Genomic DNA, 24,130 nt, shown 5'->3' with positions numbered 1-24,130 from the left:
CGGTAAAAGAGCATACGGAGACGGGAATGCAAGTCTATCAATCCACCGTTGACCCGGCAGAAATTGCCAAATTTGAGGCAATGGCAGCGGAATGGTGGGATCCTGCGGGAAAATTCAAGCCTTTGCACATGCTCAACCCCTGCCGTCTGGACTATATCACCGGACAAATCGCCGCAGAATTCGACCGCGACCTGACTGATTCTACGCCTTTCGCCGGGTTGCGACTGCTCGATATCGGTTGCGGCGGCGGGTTGCTCAGCGAGCCGATGGCACGGCTGGGGGCTGACGTGGTTGGCGCCGATGCCGCCGAGGGCAACATTCCCGTCGCGCAGGTCCATGCCGAACAATCGGGGTTGCACATCGACTACCGCCACACCACCGCCGAAGCGATGGCTGATGCCGGTGAACAGTTCGATGTGGTTCTGAATATGGAGGTGGTCGAACATGTTGCCGACCCGCTGAGCTATCTGACCGCGACGCAACACCTGCTGCGCCCCGGCGGGCTGCAGATCTGCTCGACCCTCAATCGCAATCCGAAATCCTACGCGATGGCGATATTCGGGGCCGAGGTGGTGATGCGCTGGCTGCCGCGCGGCACCCATGAATGGTCCAAGTTCATCACGCCGGATGAGCTTTTTGACCTGCTGCGGCAGGCCGGTCTGGACCCGGTTGACCGCAAGGGGTTCGTGTTCAACCCGCTGCTCTGGTCCTGGTCGATCTCGGCAAGCGATCTGAGCGTCAATTATGTGACCGCCAGCGTTAAGCTCGGCTAAACCTATTCGTTTTCCAGCTTCAGCCGCAGATCGCGCAGCACCGGCAGGACGTTTCGCACCCGCTCGACGCCCAGATCGTCAACAAAGGCGTTGATGAGCGGTGTAATGGACGAGATAGCCTGATCTCGCGCCCGCCGACCCGAAGGGCTGATCGCCACCATCTTGCGCCGCGCATCGTCCCAATCGGGGCGAATATGCACGTATCCAGCCCATTCCAGTTTGGCAAGCGTGTTGGTGATGGCACCACGTGTCACGTGAAAGGTGCTGGCCAGTTGTGCTGGCGTGCGCTCACCGCCGACAAAAACCAGATGATTGAGTACCGAGAAATGCGAGATTTCCATCCCTTTGGGCAATACCCTGCTAAGCCGGTTGCGCAGCAACTGGTCCGCCGTCAAGATTTCGCTGAATAGCGAAGCCGCAAGAGAGTTTTTGTCGTCGGTCATTCCGGATCTGGGTCAGGGGCCATCGAAAGGGCGCATATGGGTAAGCGAGGGCACTTTTCGACGTGCCTCTGTCACAGAACTAACATCCAGATCGAAAATGTGAATGCCCGGTTTGGTACCTGCGTCGATCAGCACCTCTCCCCAGGGGGAAATGGCCAGGCTGTGGCCATGTGTCGTCCGCTGCCTGCCACGGCTGGCCGGATGCGTCCCTGTCTGGGCGGGCGCCAGGACATAGCAGCCGGTTTCGATCGCGCGGGCACGCAACAATGATTGCCAATGCGCGGGTCCCGTGACCGGCGAGAAAGCTGACGGAACGGTCAGAACCTGCGCCCCGGCCTGCGTCAGTGCGGCATAGAGGTGGGGAAAACGCAAGTCGTAGCAAATGCTTAACCCCAGCATGCCGAACGGCATGTCGGCCACGACCGCGCGTGTGCCGGGCCGGTATGTCGCCGATTCGCGGTATGTCTCGGTTTCGGAGACCTGCACGTCGAACATGTGGATCTTGTCATAACGCGCCACAATCGACCCGCTCGGGTCGATCAGGACGGATCGGTTGGTAAATCGGCCATCCGCGTCACGGGTCTTGAGCGCGAGCGAGCCGATCAGCAGCCAGATCTTCAATTCGGCGGCCTGCTGGCGCAGCGCGGCAAGCGTGGGGTCGTCCTCTTCGGTGTGCAGAACCGACCGTTGATGGGTGGTGCTGGTCGACAGGCAATTGGTGACTTCGGGCGTCAGGAGGAACTCCGCCCCCTGCCGCGCCGCATCAGCCACCTGTTCGCGAACCATGCCGAGATTGGCGGCAGGGTCATCCGAAGACGTGATCTGCAGCAGCGCGGTCTGCATCAGGCGGCGAGAAGGTTGTCGAGCTTGCCCGCGCGGTCAAGGGCATAAAGTTCGTCGCAGCCGCCGACATGAATGTCACCGATAAAGATCTGCGGCACCGTGCGCCCGCCGCCTGCGCGCTTGATCATCTCGGGTTTGCGCGCGGGATCCTGTAGTACATCGATCTCGTCGAAACGCGCGCCCTTCTGGCTCAGCAGTCGCTTGGCCGCGTGGCAAAAACCGCAGAGCGGCGAGGTGTAGATTTCAACCGGCTTCATATCCTGTTCCCTTGAGTCTCGGCAATCTACGGGGAACTAGGCATCCTTGGCAACGCGCGCCAGTGTCAGCACGAAAATATGATCTGCACCGGCGCACAGACAGGCCTCGGCGCAGGCGGTCAGTGTTGCGCCCGAGGTCATCACGTCATCCACCAGCACCACATCACGCTCCGCGAGACCCGCCGCATGGCGCGGGTTCACGCGAATGGCGTTTGTCAGCAGCGAGGTGCGCTCCTCGCGACACTTGCCGTCCAGTTTCGGTGTGGCCTGCGAGCGCAGCAGCATGTCCGGGCAAGTGGGTAGGTCTTTCAGACCCGCCACATGCGTGGCCAGCAGGGCGGATTGATTGTACCGCCGCCTGAGCAGGCGCGACCAGTGCAGCGGTACCGGGATCACCAGCCGGCCCGGCTGCAGCATCCGCCCGGCGGCCTGCACCATCCATCTGGCGGCGGGCCGGGCCAGATCGGGCCGGTCGCCGTGTTTCAACGCCAAGATCATCTTACGTGCCCGGCCCGTATAGGTCAGCGCCGCGCGCCCGTCCTGCCAGGGGCGCGGCATCTGCATGCAGTCGTCGCATTCGATGCGGTGGCCATCCACCTCTCCTGGCAGCGGCAATCCGCAGCTCTCGCAGATCGTGCCGGTGATCAGCGGCGTATCGCGCCAACACGGACCACAAAGCCCGAAATCACTGGTCACCAGCTCTCCACAACCGACGCAGCGGGGGGGATAGATCATCTCGACCGCGGTTTGAATTCCTGCCCACATGGGTTATCTGCGCGCCATGAGAATGCCACCTTCCGATACACAGGCCCTGTTCGACCGATCCGCCCTGCTCAAGCGCCGTAAGCGGATGCGTGCGGACGCGCTTTTCCTGCACGACGCGGCCCTGACCGAAATCAAGGATCGCCTGTCGCTGGTTAAGAGAGTGTTTACGGATGTCGCAATCGTAACGTCCTGCCCCGATCTCTGGCGGGTGCATTTTCCCGATGCGCGGATAGTCGAGGATGCTGACATTCTGGATCTGCCATTGTCCGAAAGCGATCTGGTGATCCACGCGATGACCCTGCATCAGGCCAATGATCCGGTGGGCCAGATCATCCAGTGTCGCCGCGCGCTCAAGCCAGACGGGTTGTTTCTGTGCGTCAGCCTCGGTGGACAGACACTGCACCAGTTGCGCGCAGTCCTTGCTCAGGCCGAGATCGAGGCACGCGGCGGGCTCAGCCCGCGGATATCACCCATGGCGGAAATTCGCGACCTCGGCGCATTGCTGCAGCGTGCCGGGCTGGCGTTGCCGGTGGCGGATAGCTTTCCCCTGACCGCAACCTACCGCGATCTGCCGCATCTGATGCGTGATCTGCGCGCCATGGGTGAGACCAACATCCTGACAGCCCGCGACCACCATTTCACCCGGCGCGCGCTTTTTGACCGGGCAAACAGACTCTATTCGGATCATTTCGCCCAACCCGACCAGAGGCTTCCCGCCACGTTCGAGATCATGTGTCTGACCGGCTGGGCGCCCGACGAAAGCCAGCCCAAACCGCTGCGCCCCGGCTCCGCGACCACACGGCTGGCCGAGGCGCTGGGCACGGGTGAAACAAAACTGCCCGATTGACGCCAGCGACATTCCATTTATCTGCAAAGACAACCTTCGAAATTCAGGACGCCTCAGATGCTAGACGCCACCCAGCCCGCTGCCCGCCCGCAACACGCCCCGGCAGATCATCCGCCGATCCGCATGGGCAAGGTGGGCATTCTGCTGGCCAATCTAGGGACGCCCGACAACTACACCTACTGGCCGATGCGGCGGTACCTGAACGAGTTCCTGTCGGACCAACGGGTGATCGATTATCCGGCGTGGAAATGGCAGCCCCTGCTGCAACTGATCATCCTGACGAAACGGCCCTTCACCTCGGGCGCGGCGTATAAGTCGATCTGGAACCATGATCGCAGCGAAAGCCCGCTGATGACGATCACCAAGGACCAGACCGCAAAGATGTCCGAGGTGCTGCACGCGCGCTATGGTGACCGGGTGATGGTCGATTTCTGCATGCGCTACGGCAACCCGTCGACCAAGTCGAAAGTCCGCGCGATGGTCGAGGCCGGATGCGACCGCATCCTGTTCTTCCCGCTTTACCCGCATTACGCCGGGGCCACCTCGGCCACCGCAAACGATCAATTCTTTCGCGCGCTGATGGATGAGGCCTGGCAACCCTCAAGCCGGACTGTGCCCGCCTATTTCGATGAACCCACCTATATCGACGCGCTCGCCCAGTCGATTGAGACGGCCTATGCCAAGCTCGACGACCGGCCCGACATCCTCGTGTGTTCTTACCACGGCATGCCAGAGCGCTATTTGCAGCAGGGTGACCCGTATCACTGCCAATGCGTGAAAACCACGCGTCTGCTCAAGGAGCGTCTGGGCTGGGAGGAGACCGACATCGTCTCGACCTTCCAGTCGCGATTCGGACCCGAAGATTGGCTGAAACCCTATACCGTGGATCACGTGGCCGATCTGGCACGGCAAGGTAAAAAGAAGATCGCCGTCTGCGCGCCGGCATTTTCGGCCGATTGCATCGAGACGCTTGAAGAGATCAACGAAGAGATCAAGGAAAGCTTTGAAGAGGCCGGTGGCGAGGCCTTCACCTACATCCCCTGTCTCAACGATGATGCCGCCCATATCGCGGCGCTGTCAAAAGTCGTCGTGGACAATCTAAAGGGCTGGCTAGAGTAATCGCGCAAAAGAAAAAGGCGGGGCAAATGCCACCGCCTTTTCCCAGATCTTGTATCGTCAGCTTAGCTGGCTGCGATAGCCGCGCCCGCGATGACCAGCAGGATCAGCGGCAGCCAGATGCCACCCGACGAACCTTGGGTCTCTTCAACGATGACCGGCGGTTCCACAACGGGCTCTTCCAGGTTACCGGCGAATGCGGTCGAAGCTGCAGCAGTCAGAGCAGCGGCGAGAACGAGTTTCTTCATATTAACCTCCAGAATGCGTGCGATTCGGTATTTTCAAACCGCACTGCCAAGACTTACCTCGTGGGGATTTCTAAGCAACTATAAGCTGGGATTGCAAATGGTTGTTGCCCTTTCTCCACCTTTGAGCCGCCATATGTCGTCAAATAAGCAACACTTGCGTGCCCACATTGGTCATCGCGAAAAGCTCGGCGATGTGTTCGTTATAAAGCCCGATACACCCATTGGATGATCGACGGCCGATCTTGCGCGTGTCGTGGGTGCCGTGGATACGATAGTATTTCCAGCCAAGATATAGCGCATGGGTGCCCAGCGGGTTGTCCGGCCCTGCGGGAATGAAATCGGGCCATTCCGGGTTCCGTCTCTTCATCGACGGGGTCGGCGCCCAGGTGGGGCCCACGACCTTGCGGATCACACTTGTACGTCCGCGTCGGGTCATCTCTTCGGTCAGCGGCACGGAAGACGGATAAAGCTTGTAAGTGGCCTTATCGTCGGACCAGTAATGCAGGGCGCGCGACTGCGTATCCACCAGAATCGCACCGTTTCTGGTGTTCGAGAAATAGGGCTGCCAGCTGAGCGCGCGAAAGCTTGAGATGTTGCGATCGACGGCTGGCTCATCCTCTGGTGCGGGCCGCAGGGGGTCACCAGGAATGTACTGCGCCAGCGCGGGCGAGGCGAGAACCGATGCCGCGCCGACAAGAAAGCCGCGCCGTGTCTGGGGTGTAATGCACTTCCGCTTCATAGCCTTGGACCTCAATTCCGAACAAATGAACCTGCCCAGCATGATATTGCCGGAAAGCCGCAGTCGCAAATCAAACTGCATCTCTTGGGCGGTGTGTTGCACACGCGCATTTGCACCTTTGCGCCGCGCGCTGTATCTGCCGGTAAAGAAACGGCTCAAGGTGACAGGATGTTGCGTCTAGTTTTGCTTGTCGGGTTGGTGCTTGGGGCTTTGGCGGCCTGCACACCCTCATATGAGAATAACGGTTCCGGCAAGGTATACCGAATCAGGGGTGATAAATCGAAAGTCCAGTTTCGGATGCTTGATTCGGTCAATTCCCTGCGCTCCGCCGCCGGATTGTCGACAGTGCAGCTGAATTCGCAGCTCAACGCCGCCGCCGCGACCCATTCGCGGGACATGTCGGTTCAGAATCGGCCCTGGCATTTCGGCTCGGACGGGTCATCGCCCTTGGATCGCGCGCAGCGGGCCGGGTTTTCTGGCCAGTTCCTGGGCGAGGCGATCTCGGAATCCTATGAAACCGAATTGGAAACCCTGTCAGCCTGGATGGAACAGCCCGGCACCCGCTCGGTTATCATGGACTCGCAAGCCCGCAACATGGGGTTTTCGTGGTTTCAGGAGAACAATGGCAAGATTTGGTGGACGCTGGAGATGGGTGGCTGATCAGCCTGCCAGCGCTGCGTTGCCATAACGCAAGAACCTGATGCCCACCGCCGCGACACATCGCGGCGGTGGTTTTCGTTGGATCAGCTTTTGCCCTTCCAGGGCACCAGCACACGTTCCGCCCAGCGCATCAGCATGTCGATGCCAAAACCGATGACGCCGATCAGGATGATGCCCATGATCACGATATCGGTGTTCTGGAATTTCGAGGCGACCATGATCATCATGCCCGCGCCCTTTTCGGCGGCAACCAGTTCGGCGGCCACAACCGTGCCCCAACACACCCCCATCGCGACCCGCGCGCCTGTAAAGATTTCCGGCAGCGAGTTCGGGATGATGACATAACGCATCAGCTGCGCCTTCGACGCGCCCAGCGAGTAGGCCGCGTGCACCTTGGAAATATTGACACCCGACACGCCTGAGCGGGCGGCGATTGCCATGATCCAAAGCGCGGCAAGAAACAGCAGGATGATCTTGCCGCCCTCACCGATTCCTGCCCAGATGATCACCAGTGGGATCAACGCCAGTGGGGGCACCGGGCGCATGAATTCGACGATCGGGTCGAACCAGCCACGGAACCAATTGGACAGGCCCATCGCATAGCCCAGCGGAATGCCGACCAGCGCGCCCAGCGCAAAACCCACGACCACCCGCATCAACGAATAGCCCAGATGCTCCCACAGGGTGAAGTTGCGAAAGCCCTCGCTGGCGATCTCGCCCATACGGGTAAAGACGTTCTCGGGGGCGGGCAGCCAGATCGGCTCCATCTGCCAGCCCTTGTCCGGGTCGATATTCAGCGTGCCGCGCTGCGACATCACCACTCGCCCGAAATCGGTTGAAACAACGCCGCCCGGTTCGATGGCCTGGCCATTAACCGCAACGATTTTGGCGCCTTCGTCGCGTCCGATCTCATCATTCTGGTCGAGCCGGGCCAGTTTGCTGCGATAGGCGGCGATGGCCACGCTGTCATCCTTTGCAAACCCTTCGCCGGGCGCCACTTCGGGCGCATCGGCAGGTTCACCAGACGGATGGACCAGAAGTGTCACCGTGGCATCATCGCGCTGGCCGTCAGCGGTTTCGACCGTGTAGGTGAAGGTGGCGTCGCCCGTGAACGGTCCCGGCGCATGCAGGAAACCTGGCAACAACACCGATCCGGTAAACGCGCCCCACAGCACAATAATGGCGATGATCGAGATGATCGAGGCCTTGCGGTCGGACACAACCGCGCTTTCGTCCCCGAATGTCACCGTTTTCAACGAGGTGAAATCCTGACGCTGCGTGCCCGCCGTGACCAGCTTCACGACGAAGTAGGCAGCGACGAACATTGCGACATATATGAGAATGGGGATCATTGTGCCGCCTCCGTGCGTCCCATGATTTCTTCTTCCATATCCCAGATCATGCCCAGGATTTCTTCGCGGTTCCTTGCGAATTCTGGGTGTTTCTTGACCTCGCGCAGGTCCTGATCCACGCCCATATCCGCGAACGGCAACTGGTATTCCTTGTGGATGCGCCCGGGTCGCGGCGCCATTACCAGCAATCGCTCGCCCAGCAGAAGCGCCTCTTCCACCGAGTGAGTGATCAGGATGATGGTCTTGCCAGTCTCTTTCCAGAGCTTGAGCACCAGCGACTGCATCTTTTCGCGAGTCAGCGCATCCAGCGCGCCCAGCGGTTCATCCATCAGGATGACATCGGGATCATTGGCCAGACAGCGCGCCAGCGCCACCCGCTGCTGCATGCCGCCCGACAACTCGTAAATTGCCTTTTCCTTGAACTCCTGCAGGCCGACAACCTCAAGCAGGTGATCGACCTCGCTGCGATAGTCCGCCTCGCGCTGCCCCTTCATGCGGGGACCAAAGCTGACATTGTCGCGCACGCTCATCCATTCGAACAATGCACCTTGCTGGAACACCATACCCCGTTCGGCATCCGGTCCGGTGACTGTGTGTCCGTTCATCACGATCTGACCTTCGGTCGGGGCCAGAAAACCTGCAACGATGTTCAACAGCGTTGTCTTGCCGCAACCCGACGGCCCCAGCACGCTCATCAACTCGCCTTCGTTGAGATGCAGCGACACGTCCTTGAGCGCCTGAACGGAGCCACCGTTCGGCAGGTCAAACCGCATCGAGATCTTTTCAATTGAAAGTCCGGACATGCTCCGCCTTTCCTTTCTGCATGATTTGAGGATTTTGATCCTATCCCCAGAGGCCGTCGCGGCGGTTCACATGAACCGCTTACGGACGGAATGCCCGAGAGCGACGGGGAACCGCCGCTCTCGAATGGTGCTCACATGCCGCTTGCCGCCGTCAAAGGCCCGGCGTTTACGGTGCCGTCATACGAGTCAAGCGCACTGCCGATGCTGCCTGACGTCACAAAGACATCTGCCACGCCTTTCATGAAGTCCTGCGCACCGCCACCAAGCCACTTGTCACCCAGTTGGTCTTCGACACTTGGAAAAGTGAAGGTCGCGATGGTTGCCTGCGTGTCCGCTTCGTCCATGCCCGCATCCTTGGCGATCACCGGCAACATTTTCGCGGCGTTATCGCCTCCGGCGTTCCACATTGCATTGGCGTCCGCCGTTACCTTGAGGAATTTTGCCAGCAGGTCGCCGTTCTCGGCAACAAACGACGCGGGCGCCGCAGTGACGTCAAACACCAGGATGCCAAGCTCTTCCTTTTCGGCACCGGTCAGCAGGATGTTTCCGCTTTCTCTCATACGGCGCAGGGCACCGCCCCAGCCACATGCCATATCAACCGAGCCTTGCGACAGGGCGGCCGCACCTTCGGCGGGGGCCATATCCACAACGTCAAGGCTGTCCAGCGGAACACCGAAATGCGCCATCTGGCTCAGGAATCCATAATGCGCCGCCGTGCCCAACGGCACGGCAACTTTCTTGCCCGCCAATTCTCCGGCGCTGCTCTTGTCGATCTCGTGCGCGGCAGCAACAACGCAGTTGTCGTTTTCCGAGTAGCTGACCGCAACATCCACGATCTGGATGTCCTGACCTGCGCTGGCGGCAACAACGAAAGGCGGCACACCCTGACTGACCGAGATCTGGACATCGCCGGATGCCATCGCGGCACTCATCGCGGTGCCGGTATCAAAGCTGACCCAGTTGACCTTGACGCCCATTTCTTCGTCATAGGTTCCCATGACTTTGGCATATTGGAACGGCATCGGCCATTCCAGGAAATAGGCTACAGTGATCTCTTCCTGGGCCATGGCGGCCTGACCAAACAGCGCAAATGCGCTGGAAGCCATAAGGCCTACGAGTGATTTCTTCATGTTACTCCTCCGGTTGGGTTTTTTGTGGGTTCCATGGCGACACATTTCACCATCACCGGCGGCCTTGCTTCACGTTCAAGGGCGCGCGGGTTGAACATGTATCGAATACCCATCTATCGTTATGCAGAACTTGAGTTCTGAAATAAAAGAGTATTCAGTGACGCTACGAAACGTCAACTTATTTCTTGAAGACCCCCGCAGAGGTCAACCGACCTGGTGGTGCGGAGGACAGAAAGGAGCCATGGATGGGCAGAGCCGCCCAAAGCTCGATCGTCACCAAATGTGCCACAATCATGGATGTGCTGACACATGCCCGGCATCCGATGGCCTTTTCCGAAATCGTCGACGCCACCCAGTTCGTCAAAAGCTCATGCCATCGGATTCTGGCCGTCCTGCAAAGCGAAGAGCTGGTCGAATATGACAAAGAAAGCCGCACCTACAAGACCGGGCCGCGGTTTCATCACTGGGCTCGCGCCTCCTGGAATCGCTCGGATCTGCAGCAGGTGGCGGCGGTTCCGATAACGGCGCTAAGCGAAGAAACAAGCATGAACACAGCGCTGATCGTGCTGGATCACGACGAAATCCTGTATTTGAGAACGTCGAATTTCGATGCCGTGCGCTATGCACCCCACGCCGGAGACCGTGCGCCGCTGCATTGTACGGCGGCGGGCAAGGTGCTTCTGGCACATATGTCAGAGGCACAGTGGCAGACCTACATCCAGTCAGCGTCGCTGGAAAAATACACCGAGTACACGCATACCTCGCCCGAAGCGCTTGCAGCTGAATTGCCGCAAGTGCGTGAGGCGGGCTATGCCACCGCGATCCGTGAGGAATTTCTGCAGGTCATGGGCATGTCGGTCCCGATCTGGAACGATCAGAACAAGGTGGCCGCCTGCCTGTCGCTTTGGACACTCACGGCCAGTTTCGACCCTGACAGTTTCGTCGCCCATGCCCCGCGCCTGCGGGAGGTTGCACGTGCGGTTTCGGACAGGATCGGCGGCGCGGTCCCTGCCTGACCCGGGCAGCGTCACATGGTCTCGATGCAATGGCGCCGGAACGCTCGCTTCAGCATGTCCAGTTCGGCGCGCAAAAGCTCGACTTCAGCGTGCAGAGTATCCGACGCAGCCTCGCCCGCGATCAGCACGAAATCACCAAGTTTGCCAGCAGTTGCGCGGTCGAAGATCACAAATGTCTGAACTCCGTCGGCAATCGCGTGCGGCGGTATGGTGATCCGCAGGTCCCAGCCTTCGCCATTTGCCTCGGTCAATTCAACCGCTTCGACGGGCTCGTCTTGGTGGGTCACGCCGATCTCTGGGCGCTGTTCAGCTGCTGCACCGGTTAGGCGGCCTTCCCAGACGCCGTTGCGCAGCCGAATTTTGGTGAGTGTCAGATCGCTCATGCGGCCCCCTTACAATACGGCGCGGCGGACCCGGCACAGGGTCAGGTCGCGTATTACAACTTGATTGAAATCGGGCGCCTCGAAGATCAGGTCGAGCCAGATCTTCTCGATGCGCTTTTCGTTCAGACGGGAATAGGCGAGGTCGAACTCCACCATCACATCCTCATCACCCAGCGGCAGTTCGCGCACGATCTGTTCGGTATTGGGGCCGTGGCGGATGTTCAGACGGGCAAAGATCTCAATCGGCTTTTCCGAGGTGATCTCGGTATCGACCCGTATCAGATGCCCGCGCGACAGGCCTTCGGCCCCCTCGGGGGGAAAATCCACCACTAGTGACAGGAACGAGCCTTCGAACTGCAGGACATCCATGCGCAACCCGTAAGGAGCAAGATCCGCCTCGCGGAGGTTGCGGCATTGCCGGAGCGTCAGTTCGGACTGGATGCAGTCGTGAAACAGCGTCACCTCATCGCCCAGCGAGGTCCGGTTCGGGGCCCAGGACACTCCGGGCACCGGCAACGGCCCGCGCCACAGCCCTGGCCGCCATGACCAGTCGGTGCCATGGGGTTTGGGAAAGAACGAGGACCCGATCGCGGGCAGCGCAAGCCGCCCGTCGGCGGCGTGGATCAACCGGTCTAGCTGGCTGCGCAATTCACGTGCCTGAGCGCGCTGCTGGCGCAGGGTGGGCAATTCGGTGTCGTCAGATTGCTGCGCCACCATGCGCCAGTGCCGCAGCGCGCGCTTTTGGAACAACCGATCCAGAACCCTGCTCATCTTCCGTCCGCCGTTGTGACGTGTGTTGCCTATCTGTTTAGCGAAAGGAGGCACGCCAGATAAACCCATTAACGCCCGCGCAGTGTTTTTTTTGCCAGGCTGAGCACTAATCAGCCCGGATCGGCCTTGGCGTTTGCGCTGGCCACACGGGTGCGCCGGGCCAGTTCCGACAACAGGCGCGCGCCCCGGTCGCCCAGCATCAGGCTGCCCTCCTCGGCGTAAAGCGCCAATGCAACGACATGGCCGTTCGCGACGAACCCCGAGCGCCAGACCTGCGGGCTGGCGCCGCGCACCCGGTGGCTCGTCTCGTCGAAACGGATAACAGGCATGCCGCCATAGCTGCGTGTGGCGGAGGGTTGCGCCGGAGCGGCAGACCGTGTGAGGGCCCGTGCATCAGGCTGAACCGCATCGGCGCGCGCTTCGGTGGTTACCGTGATCAGGGCCAGTCCCTGCGCATTCTTGCCCGCTCCTGCACCCAGCGCGTCGCAGCGGGCGAGCAAGGCAAAGCTGTTGCTACTGCCGTTCCGGACTGAGCGCTGTTCGACGCAATAGCCGTTCGGTGCGCGGATCACGACATCGCCACCCGCCAACACGACAGATCGGGGCAGCACGTGATCCTGCTGCGGCGCGACAAGCTCGTCGCACCCAGCGAGCAGCACCAAGGTCAGGACGGCGATACGGACCTTACAGGTCCATATATTCATGCTTTTCCGCCTTGCCGCCGGGATGGGTCACCGCGCCCTTGTAGGTCTCGCCGACCAACTGCGCGTATTTCCACAACGCGCCCGAGGCATAGATCGTCTCACGCGGGCCGGACCACGCCGCCTTGCGTGCGGCAAGCTCGTCCTCGCTGAGATCGACCGAGATCGCGCCCTCGATAGCGTTGAGCGTAATCATGTCGCCGTTCTGCAATAGCGCGATGGGGCCGCAATGGGCCGCTTCGGGGCCGACATGGCCGACGCAGAACCCGCGAGTCGCACCCGAGAACCGGCCATCGGTAATCAGCGCCACCTTCTTGCCCATTCCCTGACCGGAGAGCGCTGCCGTGGTCGCCAGCATCTCGCGCATGCCGGGACCGCCCGAAGGACCTTCGTTGCGGATGACAAACACGTCGCCTTCGGCGTATTCGCGTTTCTGCACCGCGTCGAAGGCATCCTGCTCGCATTCGAAAACCCGCGCCGGGCCGGTAAAGCTGAGTTGCTCCTCGCTCATGCCAGCGATCTTCACGATGGCGCCTTCGGGGGCCAGATTGCCCTTGAGGCCGACAACCCCACCGGTGGTCGAGAGCGGGGTTTCGACCGGATGAATGACCCGGCCATCAGCTGCGCGGTCGATCTTTTCCAGTTCCTCGCCCATGGAATAGCCCGAGGCGGTCATGCAATCCTCGTGTAGCAGTCCCGCCTTGCTGAGTTCCTTCATCACCGCTGGCACGCCGCCCGCCTCATAGAGGTCCTTGGCCACGAACTGTCCACCCGGTTTCAGATCAACGAAATAGGGCGTGTCGCGGAAGATTTCGCAGACATCTTCCAGGTAGAAATCTATCCCGGCCTCATGCGCCATTGCGGGCAGGTGCAACCCGGCATTGGTCGACCCGCCGGTACAGGCCACGATACGCGCGGCGTTTTCCAGCGATTTCTGCGTCACGATATCGCGGGCGCGGATGTTTTTCTCGATCAGGTTCATCACCGCCTCCCCCGAGGCTTCGGCATATTGATCGCGGCTTTCATAGGGCGCGGGTGCACCCGACGAATTGAACAGCGCCAGCCCGATCGCCTCGGACACGCAGGCCATGGTGTTGGCGGTAAACTGACCGCCACAGGCCCCGGCGCTAGGGCAGGCCACCTGTTCCAGCTTTTCCAGCTCGCAGGTGGTCATGTTGCCCGCCTGATGCTGACCCACCGCTTCGAACACGTCTTGAACGGTGACGTCTTTGCCTTCCAGCCGCCCCGGCAGGATCGAGCCGCCATAGATGAAGACGGAAGGAACATTCAGTCGGATCATTGCCATCATCATCCCCGGCAGCGACTTGTCGCAACCCGCCAGACCAACGATGGCGTCATAGCAATGACCGCGCATGGTCAGCTCGACCGTGTCGGCAATCGCCTCGCGCGAGGCCAGTGACGATCGCATGCCTTCGTGGCCCATGGCGATCCCGTCGGTCACGGTGATGGTGGTGAATTCGCGTGGGGTGCCGCTGGCGGCTTTGACGCCCAGTTTGACCGCCTGCGCCTGACGGCTGAGCGCGATATTGCAGGGCGCAGCCTCGTTCCAACAGGTCGCTACGCCAATCAGCGGCTGATGAATCTCGTCTTCGCTGATCCCCATCGCATAAAGGTAGGACCGGTGCGGCGCGCGCTCTGGCCCCTCGGTTACGTGACGGCTGGGCAATTTGGTCTTGTCGAACTTGCGCTTGAGCATGGCTGGACTCCCGGAAAAATGGTTCAGATGGCAATAGCCCCCTGCCGCGAGCGACACAAGTGGCATGGAAATGCACTGATCCCCGCGTCTTGTAATCCATCGAGCCAGTGCTTACCGTCCGTCATTCGGTGACAGTGGGATTTCCGCGCCATGCCGTGGACGATTTTACCTGAAACGAGGAATGGGTGATGGAACCCACACTGTTTTCATTCATCTGGAAGCATTCGAAACGGCAGCAGCTCTATTTGCTGATGCTGACGGTGATCTCGTTCCCGCTCCTCTATGCCTCGCTGGAACTGCCCAAGCGCATCATCAATGACGCCATCGGCGCGACAACCAATGTGATTAACCTGTGGGGCTTCGACCTGACGCAAGTGCAGTATCTGCTGGTGCTGTGTTTCGCGTTTCTGGCCACTGTGATCGCCAGCGGGTTCATGAAAATGCGAATCAACACGAAGAAGGGCGTGTTGTCGGAGCGGATGCTGCGGCGGCTGCGTTATCAGCTGATCAGCCGCATGATGCGCTTTCCCCGGCCGTATTTTGCAACCACCAGCCAGGGCGAGCTCGTCTCGATGATCACGTCCGAGGCCGAGCCGATGGGCGGGTTGATGGGCGATGCGCTGGCGCAGCCGGTGTTCCAGCTGGGCCAGATGCTGACCATCGTGACTTTCCTGTTCATGCAAAGCGTCTGGTTCGGGCTTGCCTCGATCGCGCTGATCCCGCTGCAAGCCTGGCTGATCCCGATGCTGCAACGGCAGATAAACCTGCTGAACAAGGACCGCATCCAGCAGGTCCGTCGCCTGTCGTCTGAGATTGGCGAAAGCGCGGCCGGTATCTCGGACCTGCGTGCCAATGGCGGCTGGCGCTATCGGCTGGCAATTTTCACCAGCAGGCTGGGCAAGCTGTTCGATATCCGGTTCAGGATTTATCAGAAGAAATTCTTCATGAAGTTCCTGAACAACCTGATCACCCAGATGACGCCGTTCTTCTTTTATTCAGCAGGCGGTTATCTGGCGATCAAGGGCGAGATCACAGTGGGCGCGTTGGTGGCGGCGCTCGCCGCCTACAAGGACCTGTCCAGCCCGTGGAAGGAACTGCTGACATATTACAATCAAGTGCAGGACATGTCGCTGCGCTGGGAGATTGTAACGGAGCGGTTTGCACCGCGCGACATGATTCCGTCCGAGTTGTTCGATGGCGAGCCGAGTGAAATCCCGCATCTGAACGGGGCGATCGAACTGCGCAATGTGACTGTACGGGATCGGGACGGCAATACGATCCTCGAAGACATAAACATGACCATCCCGCCCGGCGCGCGGGTGGCGATCCGGTCCAGCAGGCAGGCCGAACGCTCTGCCATCGCGCAACTTTTGACGCGCGAAATGCTTCCGACTCATGGCGAGGTGTTTCTGTCGGGGCGGAATGTGAAAGAGCTGCATCAGGGCGTGATCGCCGCGCGGGTCGGCTATGCCCATTCGCGCCCCTATCTGTTTGACGGCACGCTGGGCGACAACCTTCTGATGCCGCTGCGGACGAAACCACAGCGCGACCACGAACATCCGCGCCAGCCCGACCGGCAGCAGCTCGAAGCGGTGCGCGCAGGCAATAGCGGCGATTCCCTGGACGAGGACTGGCTCGATCCCAGTCTGGCCGATCTGCCCGATGGCGAGGGCATCCGCGACTGGTGGTTCAAGCTGGTCGAGGCGATGGGGATCGACGAGTTCATGCTGCGCCGCACTCTGCGGTCCAAGCTCGACCCAGAGATGCACCGCGCGCTTGCGGGCGAAATCGTGGGCCTGCGGGGCCGCATCTGGGAGGCGCTGAAGGCGCGCAAGCTGGACGAGCTGGTTTACAGGTTCGACCGCGAGAAATTCAATCCGGCAGTACCCATCGGTGGCAACCTGCTCTTTGCGGCACCGACGCGCGATCTGCCGCCCCACGCGCTGGTCAAAAATGACGAATTCATCGGTACGATGGTTGAGCTTGGCCTTGATGAGGACGCCAGGATGATCGCCACAGCCGTTATCCACGATCTCAGGCAGACATTTGGCCGGGACGGCACCGACCACCCGCTGTTCCAGCGCCTCGGACTGGACGAAGACATGTACCGCGAATTGCTCGACATCGCCGAGCGCCGCGAGCTGGAAGGTGCGCAGGCGCTGAGCGACGATGAAAAAGGTCTGCTTGTGGCGGTTCCATTCCTGCTGACCGCCGAGCAGATCGGCCCCAGTTTCACCGAGGAGTTGAAGGACAAGATCCTTGCCATGCGTCATGCCCATGCCGACCGGCTGACCGAGGCGGCACATGGCATGTTCGAAACTGTCAGCGAAGATCGCTACCTGCCCCGCCTTAGCGTTGCCGAAAACGCCCTGTTCGGGCGCGTGTCGCAAATGGCAGGCGCGCACGCCGAAGAGATCGAGGACGTAGTCGCCGAGGTGTTGACCGAGGCCGGGCTGCGCCGCCGTCTGGCCGCGATCATCTACGATCTGCCCTCGGGGCTGGGAGGAAACAGCCTGCCCACGGTGTTCCAGGAACGTACCGCGTTTTCCCGGGCGGGCATTAAGCGTCCCGATGTACTGATCCTCGACAAGGCGCTGGCCAGCCACGATTCGAAAAGCCGGTTGCGCACAAGGCAGCGCCTGCGCGAGCTGCTGCCGAAATCCATCATGATCTTCATGGAAGACAGCTTTGCCCATCCCGAGGCCTATGACCTGTTCATCGAGATCGAAAACGGCCGCATTGACGGTGTGGCAGGGGTTAAGATGGACGGGCTGGACGAAAGCGGCGCGGCAGACCTGAGCCGCAAGCTCAACATCATCGCGGGCACCGACCTGTTCGGCAATCTCAACGCCCGCAACCAGAAGCTTCTGGCCTATTCGGCGCAATGGTACGAGGTCGGGGCGGGGCAGACGATCTTTGCCGCCGGTCAGCAGGCCGATGCCGCCTATCTCTGTGTCGAAGGCAGCGCCCTGCTGCGCTGGCCCGGAGAAGAGGACGACGCCCGCATAATCAGCACGATCGAACCCGGCCGCCTGATCGGCGACCTGTCGATCATCATGCGCCGGACCCGCAGCATGAATCTGGTGGCGCAGGAGGACAGCAAATTCCTCAGGATCGGCGGCGAAGAGTTTCGCGCCGTGATCGAAAGCGATGCCGAGGTGGCCCTGCAATTGCTGGAAACCGTCTCGGGCTATCTGATGGGGGCCGGAGATCGTATTCAGGACATCATAAACAGCGGTTATGATCCCGATCTGAGGAACATGTCCGAGGTGACGCGCAAAGATGCAGGTGACCCAAGCGATGATTGACACGCCCTACGCCGCGCATGAGGCCCTCGTGGCCCCCTGCCGCCCGCGGCAGGCGCTATGGCGGATGTTGCTGGGGCTGGTGATCGTGTCGGTGACGCTGTTTGCTGGTTACACCGTCGTCTGGCGGGCGCTGGCGGCAGGTTCGCACGAGCTTGCCATGTCCTTCATCACCGGCGATTCGGCACCTGGTCTGCTGATGCTGCTCGCCAGTTTCGGCTTCATGATCCTTGGGGTCACGCTCGCAGTGCGCCAGTTGCAGCGCCGCAGCCTGCAGAGTGTGACCGGAGACCGGCGACTAATGATCAGACAGTTCTGGCAGGTGTTCAGGCTGTTGGTTCTGATGATGCTCGCGATCTTTGTGTTGCCGCCTTACGGCTTCGGCGCGCCGCTGACGCCGAACCTAACGTTTAGTGCCTGGCTGTTTCTGCTTCCCCTGTCACTGCTTGCGGTGCTGATTCAGGTCAGTGCCGAGGAAATCCTGTTCCGCGGGTACCTGCAACAATCGCTTGCCGCACGGTTCCGCAGCCCGCTGATCTGGATGCTCGTGCCCTCGATCCTGTTCGCCTTTGGACATTACTCGCCTGAACAGGCGGGCGAGAATACTTTGCTTGTCGTCGCGCTGACCGGTCTCTTCGGGTTGCTGATGGCCGATATCACGGCGCGAGCGGGTACGCTGGGCCCCGCCATCGCGCTGCATTTCACCAACAATGTCTTGGCGTTGCTGATCGTGGGCTTCCCCGACATGCTCAGCGGGCTAGCGCTTTATCTCACACCGTTCGACATGTCGGATACCGGCGCGCTACGTTTGTGGCTGCTTGTGGATCTGGTCATGATGGTCTGCGCCTGGCTCGTGGCGCGCATTGGGTTGCGTCGCTGATTGCAATTTCGGGCACGGCGTCTTATCTGGGCGCGTGCATGTTCGACCTGAGGTTCCTGAATGAACTGGATCACCAACTATGTCCGGCCCCGGATCAACTCGATCTTTTCGCGCCGGGAGATGCCCGAGAACCTCTGGCATAAATGCAAAGAATGCGGAACCATGCTGTTCCATCGCGAGCTGAGCGACAATCTGAACGTCTGCACCAATTGCGACCACCACATGGCGATTACCCCGCGTGAGCGGTTCACAGCGCTGTTCGACGGCGGCGTCTTTACCGACGTGGCGGTGCCCGAGCCCAAAGCCGATCCGCTGCAGTTCCGCGACCAGAAGAAATACCCCGACCGCATGAAGGCTGCGCAGAAAGCGACCGGCGAGAAAGAGGCGATGCTGGTCGCCAGTGGTGAGATCGGCCGCACGCCGATCATCGCCGCCGCGCAGGACTTCTCGTTCATGGGCGGGTCGATGGGCATGTATGTGGGCAACGCCATCATCGCCGCCGCGCAGGAAGCGGTGAAGCTGAAACGCCCATTGATTCTGTTTTCCGCCGCTGGCGGCGCGCGCATGCAGGAAGGCATCCTGTCGCTGATGCAGATGCCCCGCACCACCGTCGCCGTCGAAATGCTGAAAGAAGCGGGTCTGCCTTATATCGTGGTTCTGACCCATCCGACCACCGGCGGCGTTACCGCGTCTTATGCGATGCTGGGCGATGTACATATTTCGGAACCCAACGCACTCATCTGCTTTGCCGGACCGCGCGTGATCGAACAAACCATCCGCGAGAAACTGCCTGAGGGCTTTCAGCGCGCCGAATACCTGCTGGATCACGGCATGCTGGACCGGGTGACGAAACGGACTGAGATGCGGGATGAACTGATCTCCATCACCCGGATGCTGATGAACCAGCCGCCCGCGGTGCGCGGCGACCTGCCTGCACCGGAGCCGGAGGCAGAGCCTGCCAAAGAGCCCGACAAAGAGGCGCCGACCGAGAAATGAACGCGGCACAATCAGACATCATCCTTGACCGGATGATGGCGCTGCACCCTAAGATCATCGACCTGACGCTGGACCGGGTCTGGCGCCTGCTTGCGGCACTTGACAACCCGCAGGACAGGCTGCCGCCGGTCATCCATATCGCGGGCACTAATGGCAAGGGGTCAACCCTTGCGATGATCCGCGCAGGACTGGAAGGGGCCGGGCTGCGCGCCCATGCCTATACGTCGCCGCATTTGGCGCGGTTTCACGAACGCATCCGCCTGGCCGGAAAACTGATCGCCGAACCCGATCTGACGGCGGTTCTCGACGAATGTTACGCTGCTAATGATGGCGCCTCGATCACCTATTTCGAGATCACTACCATCGCCGGGCTACTCGCTTTCTCTCGGGTTCCGGCAGATTACACCCTGCTCGAAGTGGGCCTGGGCGGGCGGCTTGACGCCACCAATGTGATCGACCGCCCAGCGCTTTGTGTGATTACGCCGGTCTCGGTCGATCATGAGCAGTTCCTGGGCGACACGATCGCCAAGATCGCAGCTGAAAAAGCCGGGATCATAAAGCGCGGCGTGCCGGTTATCGTCGGCCCGCAGCCTGATGAGGCGATGGATGTCATCGAGTCCACCGCAACCCGATTGGGCGCGCCGCTGCTTGCCTATGGTCAGAACTGGCATGCACATGAAGAACGCGAACGGTTGATTTATCAGGACGAAACCGGGTTGCGCGACCTGCCGATGCCGAACCTGCTGGGCGCGCACCAGGTCCAGAATGCCGGCGCGGCGCTGGCGGTTCTGCGTCACCTGAACCTGGGCGATGTCGCCTATGAGGCCGCCGTGACCCGCGCCGAATGGCCGGCGCGCATGCAGCGCCTCAGGACCGGCCCGCTGGTCGACAGCGCTCCCGAGGCCGAACTTTGGCTTGATGGCGGCCACAATGCCGCCGCTGGCAGCGCCCTGGCCGATCTGCTGGCGCGCCTGCCGAAACGGCCAACGCACATGATCTGCGGTATGCTCAACACCAAGGATGTCACCGGCTACCTGCGCCCGCTGGCGCGCCAGGCCGACGGCCTAGCCGCCGTGTCGATCCCGGGCGAAGCCAATACACTGCCCGCCTCTGATACCGCCGCCGCCGCGCAATCAGTGGGCTTGGCCACGACCACTGCAGACAGTGTCTCCGCCGCATTGCAGGCGATCACAAGGACCGATCCGCAAGCCCGTATCCTGATCTGCGGCTCGCTCTATCTTGCCGGACAAATCCTGCGCGAGAACGGCTAAGCCATACAATCGACGTTTCTGATCGTGTAGGGGGTCCCCGCCGGAGAGGAGGGGGGTTCTCTCCGACGGGGTAGGCCAGACCGGGTGTAGCTGCTGTGCCTGGCCCGCAGCGGAATTTGCAGGACTAGAAGCCCGGCATATCCTGCCGCAGCATCAAGGCGTGACCCGGAACAGAAATATTATCCCGGAAACTGATGGGGCGGGATCTGGGGGATAGATCCGATGCCCCGACGCCTTGAAGCGTTCTGATGTCATTGCCTGCAAAAATTGCAGAGCTTTTTTGCGCTGCGCCAGCAAAGCTTGCGCCGCTGCCAAATTGAACGACTGTCGCGACTGCTTCATGCCTGTTGCGTCGCGTTGCGCAGGTAGATCCACCGCAAACGGCAGATGCCCGAACCTTCGTCAATGTATTTAGGGCCGACCGACCGGATGTCACGCGCCAGCCGCCTTCGCAACGCGGGTGCGAAGAGAACCGCTTTGACGGCGTGTTTTCCGTTGCCTCGAACATGTCTGCCCCATTTTGCGCGTTAAGCGCTAGCTTGAAGTCCCCTTTGGACGCTGAATCACTTGCGTCGCAAGTCCAAATGAATTGATTTCCCCATCATATCACACGGTGAGCGGAAATGCGCCTACGCAATTGTAGGTTGCTGGCAAAATTCGGCGCGAAAGGCGGTTTTGGTGGGATCCGCCGCCCCTGCGGCGCGGGAAACGCCCTTGCACAATGCGGTTTGCGCCGATTTCCCTGAGCACGCTGGCGGGCGGGAAGATATAAGGCCATCCTCGGTGCAACGCGCGTGAATGGCCCCAAAAAGCCGTCGCAATCCCGCCCGATCAAGTAATACCCGTATCAGGCGATTCGCTTGGCGGTTCGAACCTGCAGTTTTTCTGCGTTGACCAAAACCAAGTGGCATACCACCCATTTCGATCACCGATCCATTGTCGGACAGCACGGTCAGTACCGGGTGCGCATCTGATAGCCCTGATGAAAGGTCATGCGTACAAAGGTCACCGGCTCGGACCGGAACCAGGTTGTCCGTTCCATCTGAAACAGCGGCGTGCCAGAGGGGACGGCAAGAAATTCACTCAGGCTGACGCTTGCAGGCACCGCCGAAAATGCCACCTCCGCATCTGAGAACGGAACTTCGGCCAACAGCCATTCATTGGGCCCAACCGCAAGGAAATCGGCCCCGATCACATGAGGCACAGCATGGACATTGATCCAGCGTTCTTCGAACTGGAAAGGCCGGTCGTCAGCGAAATGCATACAGCACAGGTGCAGGACCTGTCCGGGGTCGGTCAGCCCTATCTTGGCCTGCAGCCAGGGCGGGCAGGCCATCAGGTCCCGGCTGACCAGTGAATAACGATAGGCGGCGTTCATCTCTTCGACGGTCTGGCGGACAACGGCTATTTCCAGCCTCGCCTGCTTGGTCGGGCTGAGGGCGACCCGCGTACCGCTTTTGCGTTTCCGATCGACGATGCCGCGCTCGGCCAGTTCGCGCAGGGCGCGGTTGACGGTTGCGCGCGCGCAGCCAAATTCGGCGGCCAGTTCAAGCTCGGTCGGCAGAACCGTTCCCTGCGGCCAGCGCCTGCTTTGGATGCGCGCAACGACCTCGTCGCGTACATCCTGGTAACTGATGGTTTTGCGATCAGCCATTCCGCCCCCTTCGCATAAATCCGGTCATAATGATATTATGACTATATTTTATTAGAAAGAGCCGAACAGCATCGATGGTTCAGATCCTGTCCATCAGAGTTAACATGGCGTCCCTGTAATTGCTGAGAACCGCATCGCGCGCGACATGCCGCCCACCCTGCACCTGATGCCGCCCGGCGGACCAGAGATCGGTGACAACGTGGTCCTTGGCTGCAAAACACAAGCCATCCAGAAGCTGTTCGTCACTCAGCGCCATCAGGGTTGGGTCGGTACTGTCGATGGCCACCAGATCGGCAAGCTTGCCGGTCGCGAGTTCACCGCTGTCGCGGCCCAGCGCCTGCGCGCCTCCCTCCGCCGCCGACAGGTAGAGGTCTGCCCCGACCGACCCTGCGCCAGACACCATCACGTTGCGGCTCTGGTCCCGCAGGCGCTGGGAATATTCCAGCGTCCGCAACTCTTCGGTCAACGAAATGCAGACATTCGAATCCGACCCGAGTCCGAAGCGCCCGCCTGCCTGGATGAATGTCGGACCATTGAACGGTCCGTCGCCCAGATTGGCCTCGGTCACGGGACACAGGCCCGCAACCGCGCCGGACCGCGCCATCGCGACGGTTTCTGCTTCGGTCATGTGGGTGGCATGGATCAGGCACCACTGGTCACCGACCGATGCGTTTTGCAGCAGCCAGTCGACCGGTCTTGCACCCAGCCATTGCCGGATATCTTCGACCTCTTTGAGTTGTTCCGCGATATGGATATGGATCGGCTGGGCATCGTGAGAGGCCAGCAGATCGGCCAGATCCTCGGGGCAGGTCGCGCGCAGTGAATGCGGTGCGATGCCCACACAGGTATCCGCTGGCAGCGCCCGAGAGGCTGTCCGCACCTCGGACACCAGATCGAGATAGGCGCCGACATCATTGCCGAACCGTCTCTGCCCCGGCCCCAATTCGGCCCGCCCTGCACCGCCATAGCTGTAGAGCACCGGCAGGTGGGTCAGCCCGATCCCGGTTTGCGCAGCGGCGGCAATAACACGTTGGCTGAGTTCGCTGACCGCGTCATAGGGCGTGCCGTCGGGCTGGTGGTGGACATAGTGAAACTCCCCGACCGAGGCATAGCCTGCCTCCTGCATCTCCAGAAAGACCAGCGCAGCGATGGCTTCATACTGCTCGGGCGTGAGATGGGTGACGAAACGGTACATCATCTCGCGCCAGGTCCAGAAACTGTCACGGCCCGCTGCGCGCGTCTCGGTCATACCGGCCATAGCGCGTTGGAAGCTGTGCGAGTGCAGGTTTGCCAGCGCGGGCAACAGCGTATTTACCTGCACATCTGCGGGCTGGGCTGTGGCATCAACATCGATCGTCGCGATGCGCATATCCTTGACACAGACCCGCACATCCCGGCACCAGTCAGACCCTACTATGGCGCGTTTCGCAAAAATCGCCTGCATTTGGCCTCCAATTATG

The 24,130-nt window shown here is 60.8% G+C and carries 24 protein-coding genes; 9 read left to right on the top strand and 15 right to left on the bottom strand.

The window, feature by feature from the left end; genetic code table 11:
• Positions 1–26: 26 nt before the first annotated feature.
• Positions 27–773 carry a bifunctional 2-polyprenyl-6-hydroxyphenol methylase/3-demethylubiquinol 3-O-methyltransferase UbiG gene (gene ubiG / locus AB1E33_RS19825; RefSeq protein ID WP_372578991.1) on the top strand — a complete coding sequence of 249 codons (747 nt, stop codon included), beginning with the start codon at positions 27–29 and terminating at the stop codon, positions 771–773.
• A gap of 2 nt (positions 774–775) precedes the next feature.
• On the opposite strand, the gene AB1E33_RS19820 is transcribed toward ubiG, so the two are convergent.
• The 4 genes from AB1E33_RS19820 to AB1E33_RS19805 are packed head-to-tail and all read right to left on the bottom strand — an operon-like array spanning position 776 to position 3,081.
• Positions 776–1,216 (bottom strand): MarR family winged helix-turn-helix transcriptional regulator, encoded by a 441-nt coding sequence (locus AB1E33_RS19820; protein ID WP_372578990.1) that lies wholly within the window; start codon positions 1,214–1,216, stop codon positions 776–778.
• A gap of 12 nt (positions 1,217–1,228) precedes the next feature.
• Positions 1,229–2,059, bottom strand: coding sequence for a carbon-nitrogen hydrolase family protein (locus AB1E33_RS19815; RefSeq protein WP_372578989.1), 831 nt, complete (start codon positions 2,057–2,059; stop codon positions 1,229–1,231).
• A complete protein-coding gene (grxC, locus tag AB1E33_RS19810; RefSeq protein ID WP_372578988.1) occupies positions 2,059–2,316 on the bottom strand; it encodes a glutaredoxin 3 in 258 nt (85 codons plus the stop codon). The genes AB1E33_RS19815 and grxC overlap by 1 nt, the downstream gene beginning before the upstream one ends.
• Before the next feature lie 36 nt (positions 2,317–2,352).
• Positions 2,353–3,081, bottom strand: coding sequence for a double zinc ribbon domain-containing protein (locus AB1E33_RS19805; RefSeq protein ID WP_372578987.1), 729 nt, complete (start codon positions 3,079–3,081; stop codon positions 2,353–2,355).
• A 16-nt stretch (positions 3,082–3,097) separates the two neighbouring features.
• On the opposite strand from AB1E33_RS19805, the gene AB1E33_RS19800 reads away from it, so the two are divergent.
• Both AB1E33_RS19800 and hemH read left to right on the top strand, forming a co-directional pair.
• Complete coding sequence (locus AB1E33_RS19800) at positions 3,098–3,928, top strand: class I SAM-dependent methyltransferase (protein ID WP_372578986.1); 831 nt, start codon at positions 3,098–3,100, stop codon at positions 3,926–3,928.
• Between the two features lie 57 nt (positions 3,929–3,985).
• Complete coding sequence (hemH, locus tag AB1E33_RS19795; protein WP_372578985.1) at positions 3,986–5,047, top strand: ferrochelatase; 1,062 nt, start codon at positions 3,986–3,988, stop codon at positions 5,045–5,047.
• A gap of 62 nt (positions 5,048–5,109) precedes the next feature.
• Here hemH and AB1E33_RS19790 read toward each other — a convergent pair whose 3' ends face one another.
• On the bottom strand, positions 5,110–5,292 hold the full coding sequence (locus tag AB1E33_RS19790) for a hypothetical protein (RefSeq protein ID WP_372573490.1): 183 nt from the start codon (positions 5,290–5,292) through the stop codon (positions 5,110–5,112).
• Between the two features lie 139 nt (positions 5,293–5,431).
• On the bottom strand, positions 5,432–6,031 hold the full coding sequence (locus AB1E33_RS19785) for a L,D-transpeptidase (protein WP_372578984.1): 600 nt from the start codon (positions 6,029–6,031) through the stop codon (positions 5,432–5,434).
• A 168-nt stretch (positions 6,032–6,199) separates the two neighbouring features.
• Here AB1E33_RS19785 and dalA point away from each other — a divergent pair, with 168 nt between their 5' ends.
• Complete coding sequence (gene dalA / locus AB1E33_RS19780) at positions 6,200–6,691, top strand: divisome-associated lipoprotein DalA (RefSeq protein WP_372578983.1); 492 nt, start codon at positions 6,200–6,202, stop codon at positions 6,689–6,691.
• 83 nt (positions 6,692–6,774) lie between these two features.
• Here dalA and AB1E33_RS19775 read toward each other — a convergent pair whose 3' ends face one another.
• From AB1E33_RS19775 to AB1E33_RS19765, 3 genes are all read right to left on the bottom strand, one after another.
• On the bottom strand, positions 6,775–8,043 hold the full coding sequence (locus AB1E33_RS19775) for an ABC transporter permease (protein ID WP_372578982.1): 1,269 nt from the start codon (positions 8,041–8,043) through the stop codon (positions 6,775–6,777).
• Complete coding sequence (locus AB1E33_RS19770; RefSeq protein WP_372578981.1) at positions 8,040–8,846, bottom strand: taurine ABC transporter ATP-binding protein; 807 nt, start codon at positions 8,844–8,846, stop codon at positions 8,040–8,042. The genes AB1E33_RS19775 and AB1E33_RS19770 overlap by 4 nt, the downstream gene beginning before the upstream one ends.
• A 131-nt stretch (positions 8,847–8,977) precedes the next feature.
• Complete coding sequence (locus AB1E33_RS19765; protein ID WP_372578980.1) at positions 8,978–9,976, bottom strand: taurine ABC transporter substrate-binding protein; 999 nt, start codon at positions 9,974–9,976, stop codon at positions 8,978–8,980.
• A gap of 245 nt (positions 9,977–10,221) precedes the next feature.
• On the opposite strand from AB1E33_RS19765, the gene AB1E33_RS19760 reads away from it, so the two are divergent.
• A complete protein-coding gene (locus AB1E33_RS19760; RefSeq protein ID WP_372578979.1) occupies positions 10,222–10,992 on the top strand; it encodes an IclR family transcriptional regulator in 771 nt (256 codons plus the stop codon).
• An 11-nt stretch (positions 10,993–11,003) separates the two neighbouring features.
• On the opposite strand, the gene AB1E33_RS19755 is transcribed toward AB1E33_RS19760, so the two are convergent.
• From AB1E33_RS19755 to ilvD, 4 genes are all read right to left on the bottom strand, one after another.
• The gene (locus tag AB1E33_RS19755) at positions 11,004–11,375 is read right to left on the bottom strand and encodes a hypothetical protein (RefSeq protein ID WP_372578978.1); all 372 of its coding nucleotides are present in this window, start codon (positions 11,373–11,375) and stop codon (positions 11,004–11,006) included.
• Positions 11,376–11,384: 9 nt separating this feature from the next.
• Positions 11,385–12,146, bottom strand: coding sequence for a DUF6478 family protein (locus AB1E33_RS19750; protein ID WP_372578977.1), 762 nt, complete (start codon positions 12,144–12,146; stop codon positions 11,385–11,387).
• Between the two features lie 110 nt (positions 12,147–12,256).
• Entirely contained in the window at positions 12,257–12,850 is a 594-nt protein-coding gene (locus AB1E33_RS19745) for a hypothetical protein (RefSeq protein ID WP_372578976.1), read from the bottom strand.
• Positions 12,831–14,564 (bottom strand): dihydroxy-acid dehydratase, encoded by a 1,734-nt coding sequence (gene ilvD, locus AB1E33_RS19740; protein WP_372578975.1) that lies wholly within the window; start codon positions 14,562–14,564, stop codon positions 12,831–12,833. The genes AB1E33_RS19745 and ilvD overlap by 20 nt, the downstream gene beginning before the upstream one ends.
• Before the next feature lie 188 nt (positions 14,565–14,752).
• Between ilvD and AB1E33_RS19735 the strand changes: the two genes are divergently transcribed.
• Genes AB1E33_RS19735 through AB1E33_RS19720 form a run of 4 tightly spaced genes read left to right on the top strand, consistent with a single transcriptional unit; the run spans position 14,753 to position 21,016 of the window.
• A complete protein-coding gene (locus AB1E33_RS19735) occupies positions 14,753–17,872 on the top strand; it encodes an ABC transporter transmembrane domain-containing protein (protein ID WP_372578974.1) in 3,120 nt (1,039 codons plus the stop codon).
• Positions 17,847–18,749: a CPBP family intramembrane glutamic endopeptidase gene (locus AB1E33_RS19730; RefSeq protein ID WP_372578973.1), complete on the top strand. Its 903-nt coding sequence runs from the start codon at positions 17,847–17,849 to the stop codon at positions 18,747–18,749. The genes AB1E33_RS19735 and AB1E33_RS19730 overlap by 26 nt, the downstream gene beginning before the upstream one ends.
• 60 nt (positions 18,750–18,809) lie before the next feature.
• A complete protein-coding gene (accD, locus tag AB1E33_RS19725) occupies positions 18,810–19,745 on the top strand; it encodes an acetyl-CoA carboxylase, carboxyltransferase subunit beta (RefSeq protein ID WP_372578972.1) in 936 nt (311 codons plus the stop codon).
• Entirely contained in the window at positions 19,742–21,016 is a 1,275-nt protein-coding gene (locus tag AB1E33_RS19720) for a bifunctional folylpolyglutamate synthase/dihydrofolate synthase (protein WP_372578971.1), read from the top strand. Before accD ends, AB1E33_RS19720 begins: the two co-directional genes overlap by 4 nt.
• A 952-nt stretch (positions 21,017–21,968) precedes the next feature.
• Here the strand turns inward: AB1E33_RS19720 and hutC are convergent.
• Both hutC and AB1E33_RS19710 read right to left on the bottom strand, forming a co-directional pair.
• Positions 21,969–22,670, bottom strand: coding sequence for a histidine utilization transcriptional repressor HutC (hutC, locus tag AB1E33_RS19715; protein ID WP_372578970.1), 702 nt, complete (start codon positions 22,668–22,670; stop codon positions 21,969–21,971).
• A 79-nt stretch (positions 22,671–22,749) separates the two neighbouring features.
• Positions 22,750–24,114: a formimidoylglutamate deiminase gene (locus AB1E33_RS19710; RefSeq protein WP_372578969.1), complete on the bottom strand. Its 1,365-nt coding sequence runs from the start codon at positions 24,112–24,114 to the stop codon at positions 22,750–22,752.
• Between the last annotated feature and the right edge of the window lie 16 nt (positions 24,115–24,130).

It is taken from the genome of Ruegeria hyattellae (assembly GCF_041537925.1).
Taxonomy (GTDB): Bacteria; Pseudomonadota; Alphaproteobacteria; order Rhodobacterales; family Rhodobacteraceae; genus Ruegeria_C.
This window is presented reverse-complemented; position numbering and strand designations above follow the sequence as displayed.

Coding starts and splice junctions, on each gene's coding strand:
- AB1E33_RS19785 (WP_372578984.1), bottom strand. CDS start 6,031: ATGAAGCGGAAGTGCATTACACCCCAGACACGGCGCGGCTTTCTTGTC.
- AB1E33_RS19765 (WP_372578980.1), bottom strand. CDS start 9,976: ATGAAGAAATCACTCGTAGGCCTTATGGCTTCCAGCGCATTTGCGCTG.
- AB1E33_RS19815 (WP_372578989.1), bottom strand. CDS start 2,059: ATGCAGACCGCGCTGCTGCAGATCACGTCTTCGGATGACCCTGCCGCC.
- grxC (WP_372578988.1), bottom strand. CDS start 2,316: ATGAAGCCGGTTGAAATCTACACCTCGCCGCTCTGCGGTTTTTGCCAC.
- AB1E33_RS19750 (WP_372578977.1), bottom strand. CDS start 12,146: ATGAGCAGGGTTCTGGATCGGTTGTTCCAAAAGCGCGCGCTGCGGCAC.
- AB1E33_RS19775 (WP_372578982.1), bottom strand. CDS start 8,043: ATGATCCCCATTCTCATATATGTCGCAATGTTCGTCGCTGCCTACTTC.
- AB1E33_RS19735 (WP_372578974.1), top strand. CDS start 14,753: ATGGAACCCACACTGTTTTCATTCATCTGGAAGCATTCGAAACGGCAG.
- ilvD (WP_372578975.1), bottom strand. CDS start 14,564: ATGCTCAAGCGCAAGTTCGACAAGACCAAATTGCCCAGCCGTCACGTA.
- hutC (WP_372578970.1), bottom strand. CDS start 22,670: ATGGCTGATCGCAAAACCATCAGTTACCAGGATGTACGCGACGAGGTC.
- dalA (WP_372578983.1), top strand. CDS start 6,200: ATGTTGCGTCTAGTTTTGCTTGTCGGGTTGGTGCTTGGGGCTTTGGCG.
- AB1E33_RS19820 (WP_372578990.1), bottom strand. CDS start 1,216: ATGACCGACGACAAAAACTCTCTTGCGGCTTCGCTATTCAGCGAAATC.
- AB1E33_RS19805 (WP_372578987.1), bottom strand. CDS start 3,081: ATGTGGGCAGGAATTCAAACCGCGGTCGAGATGATCTATCCCCCCCGC.
- AB1E33_RS19760 (WP_372578979.1), top strand. CDS start 10,222: ATGGGCAGAGCCGCCCAAAGCTCGATCGTCACCAAATGTGCCACAATC.
- AB1E33_RS19755 (WP_372578978.1), bottom strand. CDS start 11,375: ATGAGCGATCTGACACTCACCAAAATTCGGCTGCGCAACGGCGTCTGG.
- accD (WP_372578972.1), top strand. CDS start 18,810: ATGAACTGGATCACCAACTATGTCCGGCCCCGGATCAACTCGATCTTT.
- AB1E33_RS19720 (WP_372578971.1), top strand. CDS start 19,742: ATGAACGCGGCACAATCAGACATCATCCTTGACCGGATGATGGCGCTG.
- hemH (WP_372578985.1), top strand. CDS start 3,986: ATGCTAGACGCCACCCAGCCCGCTGCCCGCCCGCAACACGCCCCGGCA.
- ubiG (WP_372578991.1), top strand. CDS start 27: ATGCAAGTCTATCAATCCACCGTTGACCCGGCAGAAATTGCCAAATTT.
- AB1E33_RS19800 (WP_372578986.1), top strand. CDS start 3,098: ATGAGAATGCCACCTTCCGATACACAGGCCCTGTTCGACCGATCCGCC.
- AB1E33_RS19710 (WP_372578969.1), bottom strand. CDS start 24,114: ATGCAGGCGATTTTTGCGAAACGCGCCATAGTAGGGTCTGACTGGTGC.
- AB1E33_RS19730 (WP_372578973.1), top strand. CDS start 17,847: ATGCAGGTGACCCAAGCGATGATTGACACGCCCTACGCCGCGCATGAG.
- AB1E33_RS19770 (WP_372578981.1), bottom strand. CDS start 8,846: ATGTCCGGACTTTCAATTGAAAAGATCTCGATGCGGTTTGACCTGCCG.
- AB1E33_RS19790 (WP_372573490.1), bottom strand. CDS start 5,292: ATGAAGAAACTCGTTCTCGCCGCTGCTCTGACTGCTGCAGCTTCGACC.
- AB1E33_RS19745 (WP_372578976.1), bottom strand. CDS start 12,850: ATGAATATATGGACCTGTAAGGTCCGTATCGCCGTCCTGACCTTGGTG.